The sequence below is a fragment of the Phaeodactylibacter xiamenensis genome, assembly GCF_000759025.1.
In the GTDB taxonomy this organism is placed as follows: Bacteria; Bacteroidota; Bacteroidia; order Chitinophagales; family Saprospiraceae; genus Phaeodactylibacter; species Phaeodactylibacter xiamenensis.
Window position 1 is genome coordinate 1 of record NZ_JPOS01000022.1, and the last position, 14,633, is coordinate 14,633.

Here is a 14,633-nt window from a genome sequence, read left to right on the forward strand (position 1 = left end):
CACGAGGCAGCCGTGCTCATCGAGCTTGAGGAGCCAGCCATAGCGCAGGGGGTGGACGCCCCCGTCACCGGGCGGGTCGATTGCGCCGCAGACGATGTAGCCGCCGTCAGGGGTGGCTTTGAGGTCCATGGGCTCGGGCATGCCAGGCTCTTCGTTGATAAGGGTAAAGTGCCGTGCCCAGAGGCTATCGCCTGCATTGGATACCTTCATGACCCACATGCCATTAAGAGGTTCTTCTGCGGACTCGAAGTCGGCAATCCGACTGACACCAAGGTAGCCGCTGCTGTCCGTGGCCTGAGCGATTTTCACAATAGCGTAAATGGGCCCCATAGTCCGGCCCCTAAACTCCCGAACCCACTCCATCTGCCGGTCGGCATTGAGCTTGAAGAAGCAGGGGTTCCAGTCTACGCGTCCGCTGCTGCTGTTGATGGCGGTCTCCACGCCTTTACCGGTGCCGACGATGAGGCCGCCGTCGGGGGTGGGGAGGAGGGCGTTGGCAAAGTCATACAATTCAAAAGCAGGCGTGATGTATTGCCATTCCATATCAAAGGTTTCATCCAGCTTGAGCAGATGAGAACGGTAGGTGAAATTATTGGAGGTTTGTGCGATATTGCTTTTCACGGACCCTACAATGATGTCGTCTTCCTCTGTTACAATGATGTCTTTTGGCGCATTTTGGAGGGGGTCAGCATAGATATAAGTGTCGATAAGGTTGAGGTCTTCATCTAATCGGAGAAAATATATATCCGTGTTTGACTCAGGGCCTACATTTATGCCAGTAGCCGCAATAATGTCTCCATTGCTTAGTACGGTAATGACTTGTGAGGCAGAAATAAAGGTTTCATCAGGATAAAAAGGGTTGATAAATTCTTTGGTAGCCAGGGTGTCCCCATTGATATCATACCGGATAACTACAGCTTTATGGACAGAGTCTGAAGTGATCCCCATTGTTAAAAAGGTGGAATCGCTTTCAGAGATAAGCCCTGCTCTCCAGGTTTCATAGTGTTTTGAGGGCCCTCCGATTGTTTTTTGCCACTCTGTTTCACCTTCAAGGTTCAGCTTGGTGAAGAAGTTTCCGACGGTCGGCAGCCCCCCCGTGGTATCGGTGTATACCCCTATCACATAATAACAACTGTCTGTAGGCAGTATTTCCGTCACGTTTTGAAAAGGGAAGCCTGCGTTGAAGCGTTTGTTAAAGGTGATCTGTGCATTGGCGGCATCGAAAACTAAGAACATTAGCACGATGTATAAAAGTCTCATATCGGGAATAGAATATTGGAAAAGCATACAGCCGCTGCCTTGCACCAGGCAGGCAGCGGCTGTATACGTTAAGGTTAGTCAATCAAAAGCACTTTCAGTACGGGGGAGCGGTATGCACCTTGCTGCAGGATGCAATAGTACAACCCGCGCTGCTGCCCGGCCGTTTGCCATACCTGCTGTCGGGTGCCCGGTCCGCAATTGAGCGTAGCCGTTAGCTTGCCCTGCATATCGTAGATCAGCAACTGTGCAGGCTGCTGCGGGTCCGGCAGTTGGTACCGGAAAGCCACCTGCGCCCGGGCGGGGTTGGGCAGTGCCGATAAGGGCTGCGCCCGTTCCTTCGGCTGCGTGGCAGGGCCGCTGCCGGGCAGGGTATAGAGCCCCTGCACGTTTGGCGACTGCGGTACGATGCGGTAGTCGTAGCCGTAGAAGGTGTTGAGCAGGCCACGGGCGAAGGCGGCGGCTTTACCTTCGCTGGCATCTGCAATACTTTGAAGAGCGGGTAGGCTTTTCGGTCGGGAACTGTGTGGATCTGTCGGATTATCTGCCACCTTTATCTCGATATTCTGACTATTCATTTGCATAGTGCACTAGCATAGGGATAAAGGGAAATGAATTTTTCATACAATTACGGTGTTTAGTTACAGAAGGCGCATTCGAGCGGGCGGCTTGAACGCGTTGTGGTTACAATGTAATAGAATAGACCGATTTGAGCAAATTTTAGGCTGTTGGATTTGCGCAAATTATTATTTTGAATTTGAGTTGTTCGTAAGCGCATTCAGATTTAATAAGTGCTTTTTGGCGATTATGATTTTAATCGGCAGTGTTGGCTACAGCATATCATTGTTCATCAAGCCGGACGAAGGGCTTTTTGGCAGAGGGATAGTGCGGGGCAGACCGGGTTGTCTGTTCGCTTTGCTCTCCTGAAGCCCTCGCTAAAGTTTTACTTTGAATGGACAGGCATTTGCGGCTCCACCCTTAGCCATCCAAAATTTACAGACTGCGCCGCCCGCCCCAAATCCACTTCTCCACCATTTCCACTTCCAGGTCCCGGTCTATCGTCACCTGACAGCTAAGGCGGGGGTAGCCGAAGCGCCGGGCGGCTTTGTCGTGCCAATGCTGTGGGGCAGGCACATCGCCATTGATCCATACGCCGCAGGTGGCACACAGGCCCCGGCCGCCGCAGTTGAGCCGGCGGGTGTAGGAAGTGTAGGGGCTGATGCCCTGCTGCAGCAAGGCTTGCCGGAGGTTGGTGCCAGGTGCTGCCTGAAAGCGCACCTGTTGGCCATCGAGTTGGGTGACGATAATTTTATGTGAGGGTTTTGCCATAGGTTTTTGGGTCATCAACTTCAGCAGGGCATTTATGTTTTGGGCGGGCTGGTTTTAGTATTTTGGTCAGGGATTTTAATTTTGAGTTTAAAATATTGTTTGACAGGGCTTTATGGTCAATTTTTGAATAGATTAAATTTTAAGTCAACCCTTTGATTTTTGTCATTTGATTACTCCCGATATTGGGCTTTCTTACATTCGCTTTACCGTAAAGGTCTTTTGAAAAGACCGGCGCTTTCCAAAATTAATTTTGCAAACCAGACTAAAATCAAATTTACCGCTATGAAGAATTTTAAATTTTTGCTGATGCTCTTCGCCCTTACCGGCGCTATGGTAACCTGGACGGGCTGTGATGACGATGGCGATAACGAACCGGAACCTACCTGCACCGATGGTATCCAAAACGGTGACGAAACAGGTATCGACTGCGGTGGTACTTGTGACCCTTGTGAAGTGGGTATTCAGGGACAGTGGCAGAGCTCAGGCGCTAATGTAGCACCGCTGCTGGTCAACCTCTTTGGCACAGATAGCATCTACGCGGAGTTCCGCACCGACCTGACTTACACCGTCGAGCAATATGACACTTCCGGCGCAGTACTTACCCTGGAAGGCACTTACCAGCAAATGGAAAGTGGAACAGCTGATATCTGGGACATTACGGTGAATCAGTCCACACCGGCTGCGCTGACTTCCGTTGGTATCTTTGAGATCAATGGCACGACAATGCGGTACGAAATCGTACAAACCGCACCTGATATCGGTGCTGTGCCACCTACCTCTGCAGGCGGCTTTGGCAGTACCAACGGCGGTGCCCTGGGCAACCTGAATATTCAGACGTACGAGAAAATTGAGTAGCAATCCATAGTTTTCAAAAAGGCGCAGTACAGTCAATTGTGCTGCGCCTTTTCCTTTCCCAACCAGCAAAACCAATCCTTACCCTACCATGAAAAACCGGCAACTTTGGCTACTGCTTTTGCTGTGCCTGCCCTTTGCCGCTTCGGCACAGATTCCTCCCTACTTTAAGCAACTGGAAGAGGCGATTCCGGAAGAGTCCGATAAGGAATTCCAGTACATTGCTTTTTTCTATAACCACTACAACAACAGCAACATTTTCCCGACCAATGACTTCCTGCAGGGACAGGTTATTGGGCGGTTGTTTGGGCAAAATACCACAACGACTTCTGATTCGCTGACGGCTTCCTTCTTTGAGCAGCGCATCCTGCCCTTCTTCATTTACAAGCCTAAACTGTTTGATAACCGAGTCACCCTTCGGGCATCCTTTGAAATTGATTACACCTGGGGCGATGTGGCTTATGGCACCGGTGGTAACTCAGGCTCAGCCCCTTCCGGTGATCAGGTCAACCTGCAAACCCAAAACCTGGAGCTGGAGTACATCCCCGCACCGGGCTGGGCGATCAACCTTGGCCTGCAGCGGATGTTTGACACGCCTTACAATCCCTATCGTACCTTCTTCGATGACATGCTCAACTCGGCCTATCGCCTCAACTACTGGGGTACGGACGGTGTGGGCATTACCGTGCGGCAAAATGCCGATTACCATCAGTGGAAAGCCGGCTTTTTCCAGCTTTATGAGAACAGCATTCAGCGGGTGGACGATGTGCACATGGCAGAGTTCACCTATCAGCGGTCACTGGGTACCAAATGGCATTGGGGCGGCTCTCTATACTACGTCCGCGACCGCTCCAACGGGCAGGGCGGGCCTTCCATTCTGGGGCAGGGGCTCAACAGCACCCTTTCGCTTTACAACGGCACCTACCGTTTTCCTTTTGGCAGCAGACGGTACCGGGCTGATGTGGCCTGGCTGGGTACTTACTTCGACTACAATCTGAGTCAGATGGCGGACACATGGTTCCTGTCGGGCTACGTCAACTACAACCTCGGGCGCACCCAACTACAGGAAGAAGGTACCTGGGGAGACGGCCCCTCAATCGGCGGGCTGGGCGCCAACCTCCGCCTGGGCTACCGCTACGGCAAAACGCCCAATGATGCGATTTCTACTGACCTGATGTTCACGAGTGGCGATGATAATGGCATCAGCGATGACCGCTACAGTGGCGTCATGACCGGCAATACCTGGGCAACGCCCGGTGGGTTAAATGTGGCGCACGGTGGCTATCTCCTTTTCCCGCATGCCAATGTGGTGAACCGCTACGTGGCTGCGGTGACAGATATTTCCAATATGGGCTTTGGCCTGACCGGAGGTACGGTAAACCTGAGTCGCGACTTTATCCCCTACAAGCTGAACGGCAAGGTAGGCATGGCTACGGCCATCAGCAACGTCGCACCGGCAAGAGGCGGGCAGTTTATGGGGGTGGAAGGCAACTTCAAAGTCGGCTATACCCTGGGGACGTTAATGGAAATAGAACTCCACGGCGCCTATCTGTGGCTGGGCGATTTCTACGATAGCCCGGCAGTGAACGGAGGGGAAGATATCCGGCCGGTTGACCCCTACACCGCACTCGTCGTTTTTAAGTGGTTGATGTTTTAACCTGAATCTCAAAAAAGCAGAAGTCCAGATGAGAAATACACTTTTCCTCCTCAGCCTCCTTTTACTGAGCAGTTGCAGCTGGTCTCAAAAGGTGCCCAAGGTGCAGACTTTTGATGATATTCCTTATCCTTTCCCAACCCAAAAAGTGGAGCTGGAAACCGGGGAGACCGTGGCTTACTTTGACGAAGGGAAGGGCGAGCCCATTATTTTCATCCATGGCCTGGGCAGTTACGCTCCGGCATGGAAAAACAACATAGCAGGCCTGAAAGACCGCTACCGTTGCATTGCCATCGACCTGCCCGGCTACGGCAAATCAAGCAAAGGCAAATACGAGGCGAGCATGACCTACTATGCCACTATCGTGAAAGATTTTATGGCAGCCCTTGGTTTGGAAAAAGCCACGCTGGCTGGCCACTCCATGGGTGGGCAGATTGCGATGACCACCGCGCTGTCCTATCCCGAAAAGGTGGAAAAACTGGTATTGGTGGCACCGGCCGGTTTCGAGACCTTCCACAAAGGCGAGCGGCAGTGGTTCCGTGAGGTACTCACGCCTACCGGAGTGAAACTGACCACCGTAGACCAGATCAAGACCAACATCGCCTGGAATTTCTACGATATGCCGGAAGATGCCGAATTTATGATTACCGACCGCATCGCGATGCGCCATGCAGAAGACTTTGATGCGTATTGCTACATCATACCGGAATGCGTAAAAGGCATGGTCGACGAGCCGGTCTTCGACTACCTGCCGCAGATTGAGCAGCCGGTACTGGCCATCTTCGGCCATCAGGACAACCTCATCCCCAACCGCTTCCTGAATGGGGGCACCACGGAGAGTATCGGTCAGAAAGGAGTTGAGCAGCTGCCAAATGCTACCTTGCATATGATTGACAAAGCCGGGCACTTCGTCCATTATGAGCAGGCTCAGGTGGTCAACGGGCTGATCAGTGATTTTCTGAATTGACCAGAAGATTAATCCAACAGATCCTGCCTGAAAATTTCCTCCAGCAATTCGTATAATTCGGGATGCTTGCGGCGGAGCTGGGCAGGCCGTTCGAAAAAGTATTCGCTGACTACGCTAAAAAATTCGGCTTCGTTGGTCGCCCCATAGGGACGGATGTCAGATTTGTGCTTGCGGATGGCCTCCATCTCTTTGTGTACAAATTTCAGCCAGGGAATGGTGTACTGTCGCTCCATTAACTGAGCGGGCAGGCCATCTGTGTCTCCGTCGAACTTATCCAGCAGGTGCACAAATTCATGAATGCCCACATTGCGGCTGTCGGCATGCCTGAAGCCTTTATGCAGTGCCCGCCGGGAAAGGATCATCATACGCTGCATACTGCCGGTGCCTACCATGCCATTGATATTGCGCCCTTCACCTTCTGTCTGGAAGTCGAGGTTGAAGCGGTCGTTATAGAGGAGTACCTCGTTAAGGTTGCGGTAGTGCCAGCCGGGGAAACCAAAGAGTGGGATCACCCCGCTCGCAGCTACCAGCAGCCGATCGGTATCCGTCAGTGCTACATCTACCCCCGTGATCGTGATCTCCTGAAAAAAGAATTGGATTTCTGATTCGAAACGGGCTCGTTCTTCGGGCGTTAATTGGCGGTAAAAGTGGACGTTTTCCAGCAAAATATTCCGCCATGCCTCTGGAAAAGGGCCAGTGGGGCGCTTTTTCTTTCGAACGAACCAGACGAAAAAAAGAATAACCAGCACACTCAATAAGGCTATGGTGACGATAATGCGGGGCTCCATTAGGTTTAAGGGGTTAAATGAAAGTCAAGGACATTCTTAATTTAGGATGAATGGACGTAAAGATAGGCGTAGATCTTCAGAACGTATGCTCAAAAACACTAAGAAGTTTGACAAGCCCGGCGTTTCCAGGACATGCAGGGGGATTTGGGCTTTTGCAGAGCCATCCTATTCCTTAAGCTTGATCCGAAGCGTTTTCCGGTTGATACCCAGGATTTTCGCGGCAGCAGTCTTATTGCCGTCTACAGCGTCGAGGACACGCCTGATGTGCTGCTGTTCCATTTCCCTGAGGGAAAGCAGGGCTTGCGGTTGAGCCGTTCTTAAGGTATGGTCTGCTGCGTGTAGATACGCAGGAAGGTCTGCCACTTCAATCTGGCCGTCGCAAAGAATCAGCGCCCGTTGCACCGCGTTTTCCAATTCCCGGATATTGCCCGGCCAGTCGTGCGCTTTCAGTCGGTGCATAGCCTCTGGAGTGACCCCGGGCTTGGGACGGCCATAGGATTTAGCGTATTTGTCCAGAAAGTGTCGTATCAGCAGCGGGAGGTCGCTCTTGCGCTGACGGAGGGGAGGCGTGTGCAGGTCGATCACGTGCAGGCGATAGTACAGGTCTTCCCGGAATTGCCCCTGCTGGCTTAGGGTATATAAATCGCTGTTGGTCGCGGCAATGACGCGCAGGTCTACCTTCTGCACGGTATTGGTACCCACCATTTTAACCTCTTTTTCCTGAATGACGCGAAGCAATCGCGTTTGCACCGCAGCCGAAGCATTCCCAATCTCATCCAGAAAAATGGTGCCCCCGTCAGCCGCGTGGAAAAAACCGGGGCGGGTCTCATTCGCGCCAGTGAATGCCCCCTTTACAAAACCAAAAAGCTCGCTTTCCAGCAAATGCTCCGGAATCGCTCCGCAGTTAACCGTTACGAAAGGGGCTTGCCGGTAGGGGCCACTGTAGTGAATAGCACGGGCAACCAGCTCCTTGCCCGTGCCGCTTTCTCCCTGAATCAAGGTGGTTGCCCGGGTGTCTTTAATACGCTCAATGAGGTCGATCAGTTCCATAACCGGCTGAGACTGCCCTATGATACCGTGGTAATCGATTGTTTGTTCTTCTTCCGTAGCGGTGGAGACGGTAGTGTCGGTTTTGCCATCTTGCTGCCGGAAAACCTGCTGCACGGCCTGTTGCAACTCTTTCGCCGTGAACGGTTTGGAAAGGTAGTCGAGTGCGCCTGATTTTACTGCTTCCACTGCGCCGGAAACGGAAGGAAAGCCGGTGATGACCAGCACCGGCAAGTCAGGAAAGTTCGATTTTGCATATTTGACCAGGTGCATCCCATCGAGGCCCGGCATGCGCATATCGGTGATGAGCAGGTCAATCCGGGCATGCTGTAGCAGGTCAATCGCATCGGTGACGGAGGTAGACTGAAAGGTGTTGTACTGAAGGGCATTCAACTGCCGCCGCAGGACTTCCAGCATATCCTGTGAATCATCCACCAGTAAAATACTCCGCTTCTTCATGCAACGGAAGTTAAGGGAAAGCGGAGGGTAAAGCAAGCGCCTTCTCCGGGCTGACTTTCGAGCTCGATCTGCCCGCCATGGGTTTTCACAATACCATGCACGACGCTCAGCCCAAGCCCGGAACCTTCACCGGGCGCTTTGGTGGAGAAGAAGGGCTCGAATATCCGTTCGCGCAGGTCCTTTTCGATACCGTGCCCAAAGTCCTGTATGCGAAGCACCATGTTGGTCTCATGCTGTATCAGGGTAAGCCATACCTCCTGTCCCGGGGCAGAGGCATGCAGGGCATTGATTAAAAGATTGAAAACCACTTGCGTAAATTGAATCGGATCAACTTCTGCAATCACCGGGCGGCCGGGTAAGGAGAGCCGGGGGGTAATGCCGGCTTGTTCGAAAGTAACCCTCAGCAGTTGGAGTGCTTCCTCAATGAGTAGCCCGACATCCGTATTTTGCTTTTGCTGGGGCATCTCGCAGGAGAAAAACATGAGCTTTTTGACGATCTCCCGGGCGTGCATAGAGGAGTTGATGATCTTTTCAATATCCTGTCCCACCTGCTGATCATCTGTACGGTCCTGAATCAGCTGAGCGAAGCCGAGGATGTTGCCCAGAGGCGTGTTGAGCTCGTGGGCAATGCCGGCCGTGATTTCTCCGAGAATAGACAAGCGGTCTGCCTGCTCGAATTTCCGGCGTAGTAGGGCTTCCCGGGCCTTCTGCTCGTCCCGTTCAATGATGCCGCTGATTTCCTGAGCCAGGGTTTTGAGCAGCAAAGCTTCTTCGTGCAGGAACGGAGGCGGGGCACCATTCAGGTAATTGTAATGCATCGCCAGGTGCCCGCGCTCAAGCCCACGTACAACGATGGGGTGCTGCTGCGTCTCGTATTTGGATGCCAGGCTGCCGGACCGGTACTGCTGATCGTCGAGAAGGAGGGCAGCAACGGCGAAGTCAGGGTGTTGCCAGGCTTTGGGCAGTGCCTGTACCACCTCCTGTAGCTTCTCCGGAAGAGAAGCTGTAGAAGTGGCAGCGATATTCGAAATCTCATACAGGCAGCTCAGCTCTTTGATGCGTTCCTGCAAGGCGTGTACAACGTCAGGGCTGGCTTCGGGCATATACTCAGTTTAAATTTAGTGGAGAATAGGGCGGAAAGGGTTCCTGGTCTGCAACCGGTTCTCCGTTAGAAAAACGTTGGCGCATCTGTCCGAGTTTGATAAAAGCGTAAATTTTGAACAGCCCAAGCAGGGCAAGCGGAAGCGACAAGTCAAGAGGGGCGCTCAGCCACTGACCCTGAATGTTGGCCAGGAGAAATGCCCCCATGCTCACGGATAAAATACCGGTCAGCCCGGCGGGGGTGCAAGCTGGCCATTGCTGCCGCAGGTAGGCATACCTCCTGATTTGGAAATAGCCGGACAAGACGAGCCACAGCCCCAGGAGCAGTACCAATTGATTGCTGCCCTGAAACAGCAGTACAAGGGCTGCACCACCAGACAGCAGGTCAGCCACTGCACTTTGCTGAACCAGCTGCCTCCAGGCACTGCCCCGCCGGAAAAACCAGGCGCTGATGATCAGCCGGGTGATGCCGCTGAACCCCAGCAACAGCCCAAAAGGGATCAGCAGTGACAAACGCTGTTCCATCGGATAGCACAGTGCCACCGCACTCAACCCCAACATCGCCACTCCTTCGAGCACCATTACCTCTCTACTGTCCATCAGTCGTTTGCCTTCTGTCATCATCACAATTGGATTTGGTTAGGACTTGTTGATGGGTATTCAATTGGCGTGCCAGGATTCCATGCCGCTGACTATCAAACTTTTATGCTCAGGCGCCTACCTTGCCGACCGGTACAAAATACCCCGGACGGTACTTCTTGTATCGGCTGGGTTTGAGTTTTTACTATTTTTTTTACAGCTTGGCATTGACTTTACGACAAGTGTCGTATATATTTGTACGACAAAAGTCGTAATTATGGATTATTACCCATCAGATACAGAACTGGACATTCTCAGGGTGCTTTGGGACAAGCAGCCCCGGACGGTACGGGAAGTGCACGAAGTCCTATCTGCTACAAAAGACGTAGGCTACACCACCACCCTCAAACAAATGCAGCGGATGCTGGACAAAGGCGCCTTACACCGGCAGGAGGACGGGCGGGCACATCTGTACAGTACATCTCTGAAAGCGCCTAAAGTGCAGCGTTCCCTGCTAAGCCGTCTAACGGAGAAAGCGTTTGGTGGCTCGGCTATGGATTTGGTCATACAGGCCCTTGGTCATGGCGACCCCACAGCAGATGAACTGGATCAACTGGAGCAGCTCATTGCGGAAAAGAAAAAACAACAAAAAGATGGTTGATGTACTTATTAGCGGGCATATGCTGACGGCGCTGGGCCATGCGCTCGTGCACAGCCTTTGGCAGTTTACCCTGCTGGCTTTTCTGGGAGCAAGTGTCAAACGTTTTGGAGTTGGCCTTTCCAAGTCTTCAAAATACTGGGTCAGCTTTATCTTGTTACTGGTCTGCGGACTGTCCTTTGGGGTTACATTTGACCACTATTACAGCATGGCTCCTCATATGGGTGCAATAGTGGATATCCCTGTTGAAGCAACGTTGCAACCCCTCCCGGAGAGTGGGGCATTATCGGAAGCGCCGACAGCTTTGGAAGGCCTGTTTGATCAGTGGTCGGGCTATTTACCGTTTATGGTAAAACTCTGGATACTAGGGGTGCTTCTTCTGAGCCTTAAGCAAATTGCAGAATATATCTTCCTCAGGCACCTTCGTCACTATGGGGTACAGGCACCATCCAAAGACTGGATAGTGCGCTTCGAAGCTTTACAGCAAAAAATGGGGGTAAGCGGTGCAGTCACTTTCCTGGAGTCAACTTTGCTGAAGGGCATAGGCACCTTCGGATACCTGAAACCCATGATACTGATCCCGGCAGGTATGCTTAGCCAGCTGACAGAAGCGCAGGTGGAGGCCTTGATATTACATGAGTTGGCCCACATCAAGCGCAACGACTACCTGCACAATCTGATCGTTCGACTTTTTGAAACCCTTTTCTTTTTTCATCCGGGCATCTGGTGGCTCAGTCGGCAGGTGAGGGAATTACGGGAAGAAAGCTGCGACGAGATGGTCTGCCGGACTGGCACGGACCCCTTGCTTTATGCAGAAGCCCTTATACAATCCGCCCGATTTTCTTCATCTTCAAAAGTTACTTTAGTTATGAATGCTAATGCTCATTTGTCCAATCGTATCCAGCAGTTGCTGCAACTTCCAACCTCCTCCTCCGGTACGCAGGCCGCTATGCCACTAGGCCTAAGTGGAATGTTGCTGATCCTGGCATTGTCCACCATTGGCTTTGTGCCAGCCCTGCAGTCTCAGCCGGTAGTGAGTATCGATCAGGGTGTATCGAAGACCTTGTATCTAAACACGGACAACCCTCTGACCATAGCTATATCCGGTGTGGCAGATAAGGATGTAGTGGTCACTGCGCCAGATCACCTGAACCTGAAGAAAGATGGAGCCGGGCTTTATGTCGCCCACCCGGTACAGCCAGGCGGTGCTACCCTTGAAATCGAAGCGCCGGGCCTGGGGCAAGTGTCCGTTGACTTTAGTGTGGAGCGTTATCCTGACCCAACTGCTAACCTTGCCGGGCTCAAAGGCGGAAAGATGGAGGTAGAAGTTTACAAAAGGCTGGAGCGGGTCCGCCTGTCGGCTTCCACAACCTTTAATCAACCCTGTGAAGTATCCGGTTTTTCTATGGTTCAAATTATCCCGAAGCAAGACCCGGTGGAAGTTATAGTGAAGGGCGCCGCTTTTTCAGAGCCAGCTAAGCGATTGATGTCCAAAGCTATACCAGGTACTATGACCTACTTCGATGAGGTCCGGTGTCTATGCCCTGGTGACGAAGAGCCCCGCCAAATCAATTCTATGGTCTTTAAGCTGGAGGAGTAGATTTTGGAGATTTTCCGGGTAGGGAGTAGTCCGGAGATGAAATTTTTGAGCAGCAATAGTTGGTTTTGCAGCATTAATGAAAGGTTTTTGCTATTTTGCCCACATAACCAACCAGAACAGGCTATGGCAAACCGCCTTAAGTTAATGCTCTGGGTGTGCTGCTGCCTACTTGCCCATACTCCTCTGTTCAGCCAACAGTTAACCGTAGATAGTGTCCTGTCAATGGTTGAACGAGGTCAGCCAGATACGCTGCAAGTGGAATATCTCACGAAGCTCAGCAGCTATTACATAAGGCGCGATCTGGACAAAGCGATTCATTTTGCTAATCGTGCCGGCGAACTGGCAGAGCGTACAGGCCAATACTACCATATAGGCAAAGCTCTGACCAACAAAAGTGTAGCATACCTGGACAAAGGGATGATCGACTCCGTAAATATTATTGCGGAGCAGGCGGAGGCGCATTTCCGAAAGCACCCTAATGTTCTGGAACAGTCTAACCTTTACAGTACCCGGGGGCACCTGGAGCGGCGGCTGGGCCGCAATGATAAGGCGTTTGAATGGTACCTCAAATCAGTGAGGAATATAGAAGAGAACGCTAAAGACTCTTCTGACAGGTATGCCTTGCCTGCTTTTCTCAATAATGTGGCCATCTCTCTGCGGCAACAGGGAGATTACGACGAAAGCCTCCGGTATCTGAAAAAGGCCCTCGCATTGGCGGAAGCTAAAGACAACAAACTAACGGTCTGTGTACTGCTATCCGGTATCGGTAGCTGCCTGGAAGCTAAAGAGGATTATGAAGGTGCCCTTGAGAGCTTTCAGCGCTCCCTGGTGATCAAAGATGAAATTAAAGATGAGGTCGGAAAGATATCTTTATTGACCAACATTGGCCGATTGTACGTGAAGACGGGGCGGTTTGAAGCGGCAGAAACTTATCTTCAGGAATCCTTTTTACTAAGTGAAACCCTCGGGTATACTTCTGGGCGGATCTCGGTATTGTCTGTGCTGGCAAATTTTGCACTGGAGCAGAAAGACTATTCCGGGGCATTGGACTGGGGGCAGAAGGCGCTGGCTCTGGCCCAGGGGGATGGCAACAAGGAAGCGGTTATGGATTTATACGATCTACTCGCTAAGGCACATGCCGAACAGGGCAGTTATGAAATAGCTTACAAATATCGCTCTTTGTATGCAACTGCCAGTGACTCCGCTCAAGTCCAAAAACGGCAGCAGAATATGGATCAGCTCAGAATGGCCTACGAAGTGGAAAAAACGGAGCAGGAAAACGAATACCTGAAGGAACAAAGAGCCAAGGACCGGGTGATCATCGGGCAACGCAATACGGTAATGATGGTAGGTGCTGCTGCACTGCTGCTGTTGATTCTTGTGGTTGTACTCATTTACCGCGATCTGCAGCGTAAACAGAGCTATAGCCAGCAACTGGAAACCACAGTGGCTCAGCGTACTGAAGCCCTGCAAAGGGTCAATAAAGACCTGGAGCAGGCTAATTATGAGCTTAGTACCCTGAGTTATATTGCATCCCATGATATTAAGGAGCCTATACGCGTGATGAGCAATTACGTAGGGCTCATACGCAGGCGGTTACCGGAGGACCTGAGCAGCGGGCTGAAAGATTACTTTGAGATCATAAAAAGCAGTAGCCGGCAATTATATACATTGATTGAGGACTTTATGCATTATTCTGACCTGTCCAGACAAAATGCTGGTGAGGTGGAGCAGATTGATATGAACAGCTTTGTACAAAACCTGGCTAATATATTGGATACTCAGCAGCGGGTGGTGCCCGGAAAAGTCGATTATCATGGGCTGAAATATGTAAGGATCAATCGTTCCATGCTGTTATTAGTCTTGAAAAACCTGATCGAGAACGGGCTGAAGTACAACAAAAGCCAACGACCGGAAGTATTGATCTCCTCTACCCGGCAGGGTGAAGGGATAGAGTTGCGGGTGACAGATAACGGCATCGGCATTCCGGTACTTTTTCAGGAAAAAATATTTGAAGCCTTTAAACGTCTGCATTCGAGGGCCGAATACGGTGGTTCCGGGCTAGGTCTGGCTATCGTCAAGCTGGCGGTCGGTAAGCTCGGCGGAGATATTCGGCTCGAAAGCGAGGAAGGGAAGGGGAGTACCTTTATTATGACCTTTCGGGAGCAGGCTAATGAGGAAACAGATCAATAAAATTGCTCATTCACCGGGCTATATTGCAATTGGCCGGTTCGCGCTGGTGTGGCGCCCTTAAGGCGCTCATATTTGTGGGTGTAAGGATCACCCGATTGAATATTTACGAGCTTGTTGGGATGTTGCTTTTGGAGTGAACGCAGCCAGAA

13 protein-coding genes are annotated in these 14,633 nt (G+C 51.7%); 6 read left to right on the forward strand and 7 right to left on the reverse strand.

Features of this window, described 5'->3' with window-relative positions; translation table 11 throughout:
* The 3 genes from IX84_RS10510 to IX84_RS10520 form a co-directional block, all read right to left on the reverse strand.
* Positions 1 to 1,260: hypothetical protein (locus IX84_RS10510; RefSeq protein WP_044219873.1), on the reverse strand; the 1,260-nt coding region annotated here is incomplete at its 3' end.
* A 74-nt stretch (positions 1,261 to 1,334) separates the two neighbouring features.
* On the reverse strand, positions 1,335 to 1,841 hold the full coding sequence (locus tag IX84_RS10515; RefSeq protein ID WP_044219876.1) for a hypothetical protein: 507 nt from the start codon (positions 1,839 to 1,841) through the stop codon (positions 1,335 to 1,337).
* Positions 1,842 to 2,250: 409 nt separating this feature from the next.
* A complete protein-coding gene (locus IX84_RS10520; RefSeq protein ID WP_202965234.1) occupies positions 2,251 to 2,586 on the reverse strand; it encodes a 2Fe-2S iron-sulfur cluster-binding protein in 336 nt (111 codons plus the stop codon).
* Positions 2,587 to 2,868: 282 nt separating this feature from the next.
* On the opposite strand from IX84_RS10520, the gene IX84_RS10525 reads away from it, so the two are divergent.
* The 3 genes from IX84_RS10525 to IX84_RS10535 all read left to right on the forward strand — a co-directional run bounded on the left by IX84_RS10525 (position 2,869) and on the right by IX84_RS10535 (position 6,059).
* Entirely contained in the window at positions 2,869 to 3,441 is a 573-nt protein-coding gene (locus IX84_RS10525) for a hypothetical protein (protein ID WP_044219881.1), read from the forward strand.
* An 88-nt stretch (positions 3,442 to 3,529) separates the two neighbouring features.
* On the forward strand, positions 3,530 to 5,095 hold the full coding sequence (locus IX84_RS10530) for a hypothetical protein (RefSeq protein WP_044219884.1): 1,566 nt from the start codon (positions 3,530 to 3,532) through the stop codon (positions 5,093 to 5,095).
* A 28-nt stretch (positions 5,096 to 5,123) separates the two neighbouring features.
* On the forward strand, positions 5,124 to 6,059 hold the full coding sequence (locus IX84_RS10535; RefSeq protein ID WP_052515933.1) for an alpha/beta fold hydrolase: 936 nt from the start codon (positions 5,124 to 5,126) through the stop codon (positions 6,057 to 6,059).
* A gap of 8 nt (positions 6,060 to 6,067) precedes the next feature.
* On the opposite strand, the gene IX84_RS10540 is transcribed toward IX84_RS10535, so the two are convergent.
* The 4 genes from IX84_RS10540 to IX84_RS10555 form a co-directional block, all read right to left on the reverse strand.
* Positions 6,068 to 6,847: a M90 family metallopeptidase gene (locus tag IX84_RS10540; RefSeq protein ID WP_044219887.1), complete on the reverse strand. Its 780-nt coding sequence runs from the start codon at positions 6,845 to 6,847 to the stop codon at positions 6,068 to 6,070.
* A gap of 165 nt (positions 6,848 to 7,012) precedes the next feature.
* Positions 7,013 to 8,353: a sigma-54-dependent transcriptional regulator gene (locus IX84_RS10545; protein WP_044219890.1), complete on the reverse strand. Its 1,341-nt coding sequence runs from the start codon at positions 8,351 to 8,353 to the stop codon at positions 7,013 to 7,015.
* Entirely contained in the window at positions 8,350 to 9,456 is a 1,107-nt protein-coding gene (locus IX84_RS10550) for a sensor histidine kinase (protein WP_044219892.1), read from the reverse strand. Before IX84_RS10550 ends, IX84_RS10545 begins: the two co-directional genes overlap by 4 nt.
* A 4-nt stretch (positions 9,457 to 9,460) precedes the next feature.
* Positions 9,461 to 10,078 (reverse strand): DUF308 domain-containing protein, encoded by a 618-nt coding sequence (locus IX84_RS10555; protein WP_044219894.1) that lies wholly within the window; start codon positions 10,076 to 10,078, stop codon positions 9,461 to 9,463.
* Between the two features lie 232 nt (positions 10,079 to 10,310).
* Between IX84_RS10555 and IX84_RS10560 the strand changes: the two genes are divergently transcribed.
* From IX84_RS10560 to IX84_RS10570, 3 genes are all read left to right on the forward strand, one after another.
* Positions 10,311 to 10,694, forward strand: a complete 384-nt coding sequence (locus IX84_RS10560) for a BlaI/MecI/CopY family transcriptional regulator (protein WP_044219959.1) — start codon at positions 10,311 to 10,313, stop codon at positions 10,692 to 10,694.
* Positions 10,687 to 12,291, forward strand: coding sequence for a M56 family metallopeptidase (locus IX84_RS10565; protein ID WP_044219897.1), 1,605 nt, complete (start codon positions 10,687 to 10,689; stop codon positions 12,289 to 12,291). The genes IX84_RS10560 and IX84_RS10565 overlap by 8 nt, the downstream gene beginning before the upstream one ends.
* A 123-nt stretch (positions 12,292 to 12,414) precedes the next feature.
* Positions 12,415 to 14,484, forward strand: coding sequence for a tetratricopeptide repeat protein (locus IX84_RS10570; protein ID WP_160213721.1), 2,070 nt, complete (start codon positions 12,415 to 12,417; stop codon positions 14,482 to 14,484).
* Positions 14,485 to 14,633: the final 149 nt, after the last annotated feature.

Coding starts and splice junctions, on each gene's coding strand:
- IX84_RS10515 (WP_044219876.1), bottom strand. CDS start 1,841: ATGCAAATGAATAGTCAGAATATCGAGATAAAGGTGGCAGATAATCCG.
- IX84_RS10520 (WP_202965234.1), bottom strand. CDS start 2,586: ATGGCAAAACCCTCACATAAAATTATCGTCACCCAACTCGATGGCCAA.
- IX84_RS10525 (WP_044219881.1), top strand. CDS start 2,869: ATGAAGAATTTTAAATTTTTGCTGATGCTCTTCGCCCTTACCGGCGCT.
- IX84_RS10530 (WP_044219884.1), top strand. CDS start 3,530: ATGAAAAACCGGCAACTTTGGCTACTGCTTTTGCTGTGCCTGCCCTTT.
- IX84_RS10535 (WP_052515933.1), top strand. CDS start 5,124: ATGAGAAATACACTTTTCCTCCTCAGCCTCCTTTTACTGAGCAGTTGC.
- IX84_RS10540 (WP_044219887.1), bottom strand. CDS start 6,847: ATGGAGCCCCGCATTATCGTCACCATAGCCTTATTGAGTGTGCTGGTT.
- IX84_RS10545 (WP_044219890.1), bottom strand. CDS start 8,353: ATGAAGAAGCGGAGTATTTTACTGGTGGATGATTCACAGGATATGCTG.
- IX84_RS10550 (WP_044219892.1), bottom strand. CDS start 9,456: ATGCCCGAAGCCAGCCCTGACGTTGTACACGCCTTGCAGGAACGCATC.
- IX84_RS10555 (WP_044219894.1), bottom strand. CDS start 10,078: ATGATGACAGAAGGCAAACGACTGATGGACAGTAGAGAGGTAATGGTG.
- IX84_RS10560 (WP_044219959.1), top strand. CDS start 10,311: ATGGATTATTACCCATCAGATACAGAACTGGACATTCTCAGGGTGCTT.
- IX84_RS10565 (WP_044219897.1), top strand. CDS start 10,687: ATGGTTGATGTACTTATTAGCGGGCATATGCTGACGGCGCTGGGCCAT.
- IX84_RS10570 (WP_160213721.1), top strand. CDS start 12,415: ATGGCAAACCGCCTTAAGTTAATGCTCTGGGTGTGCTGCTGCCTACTT.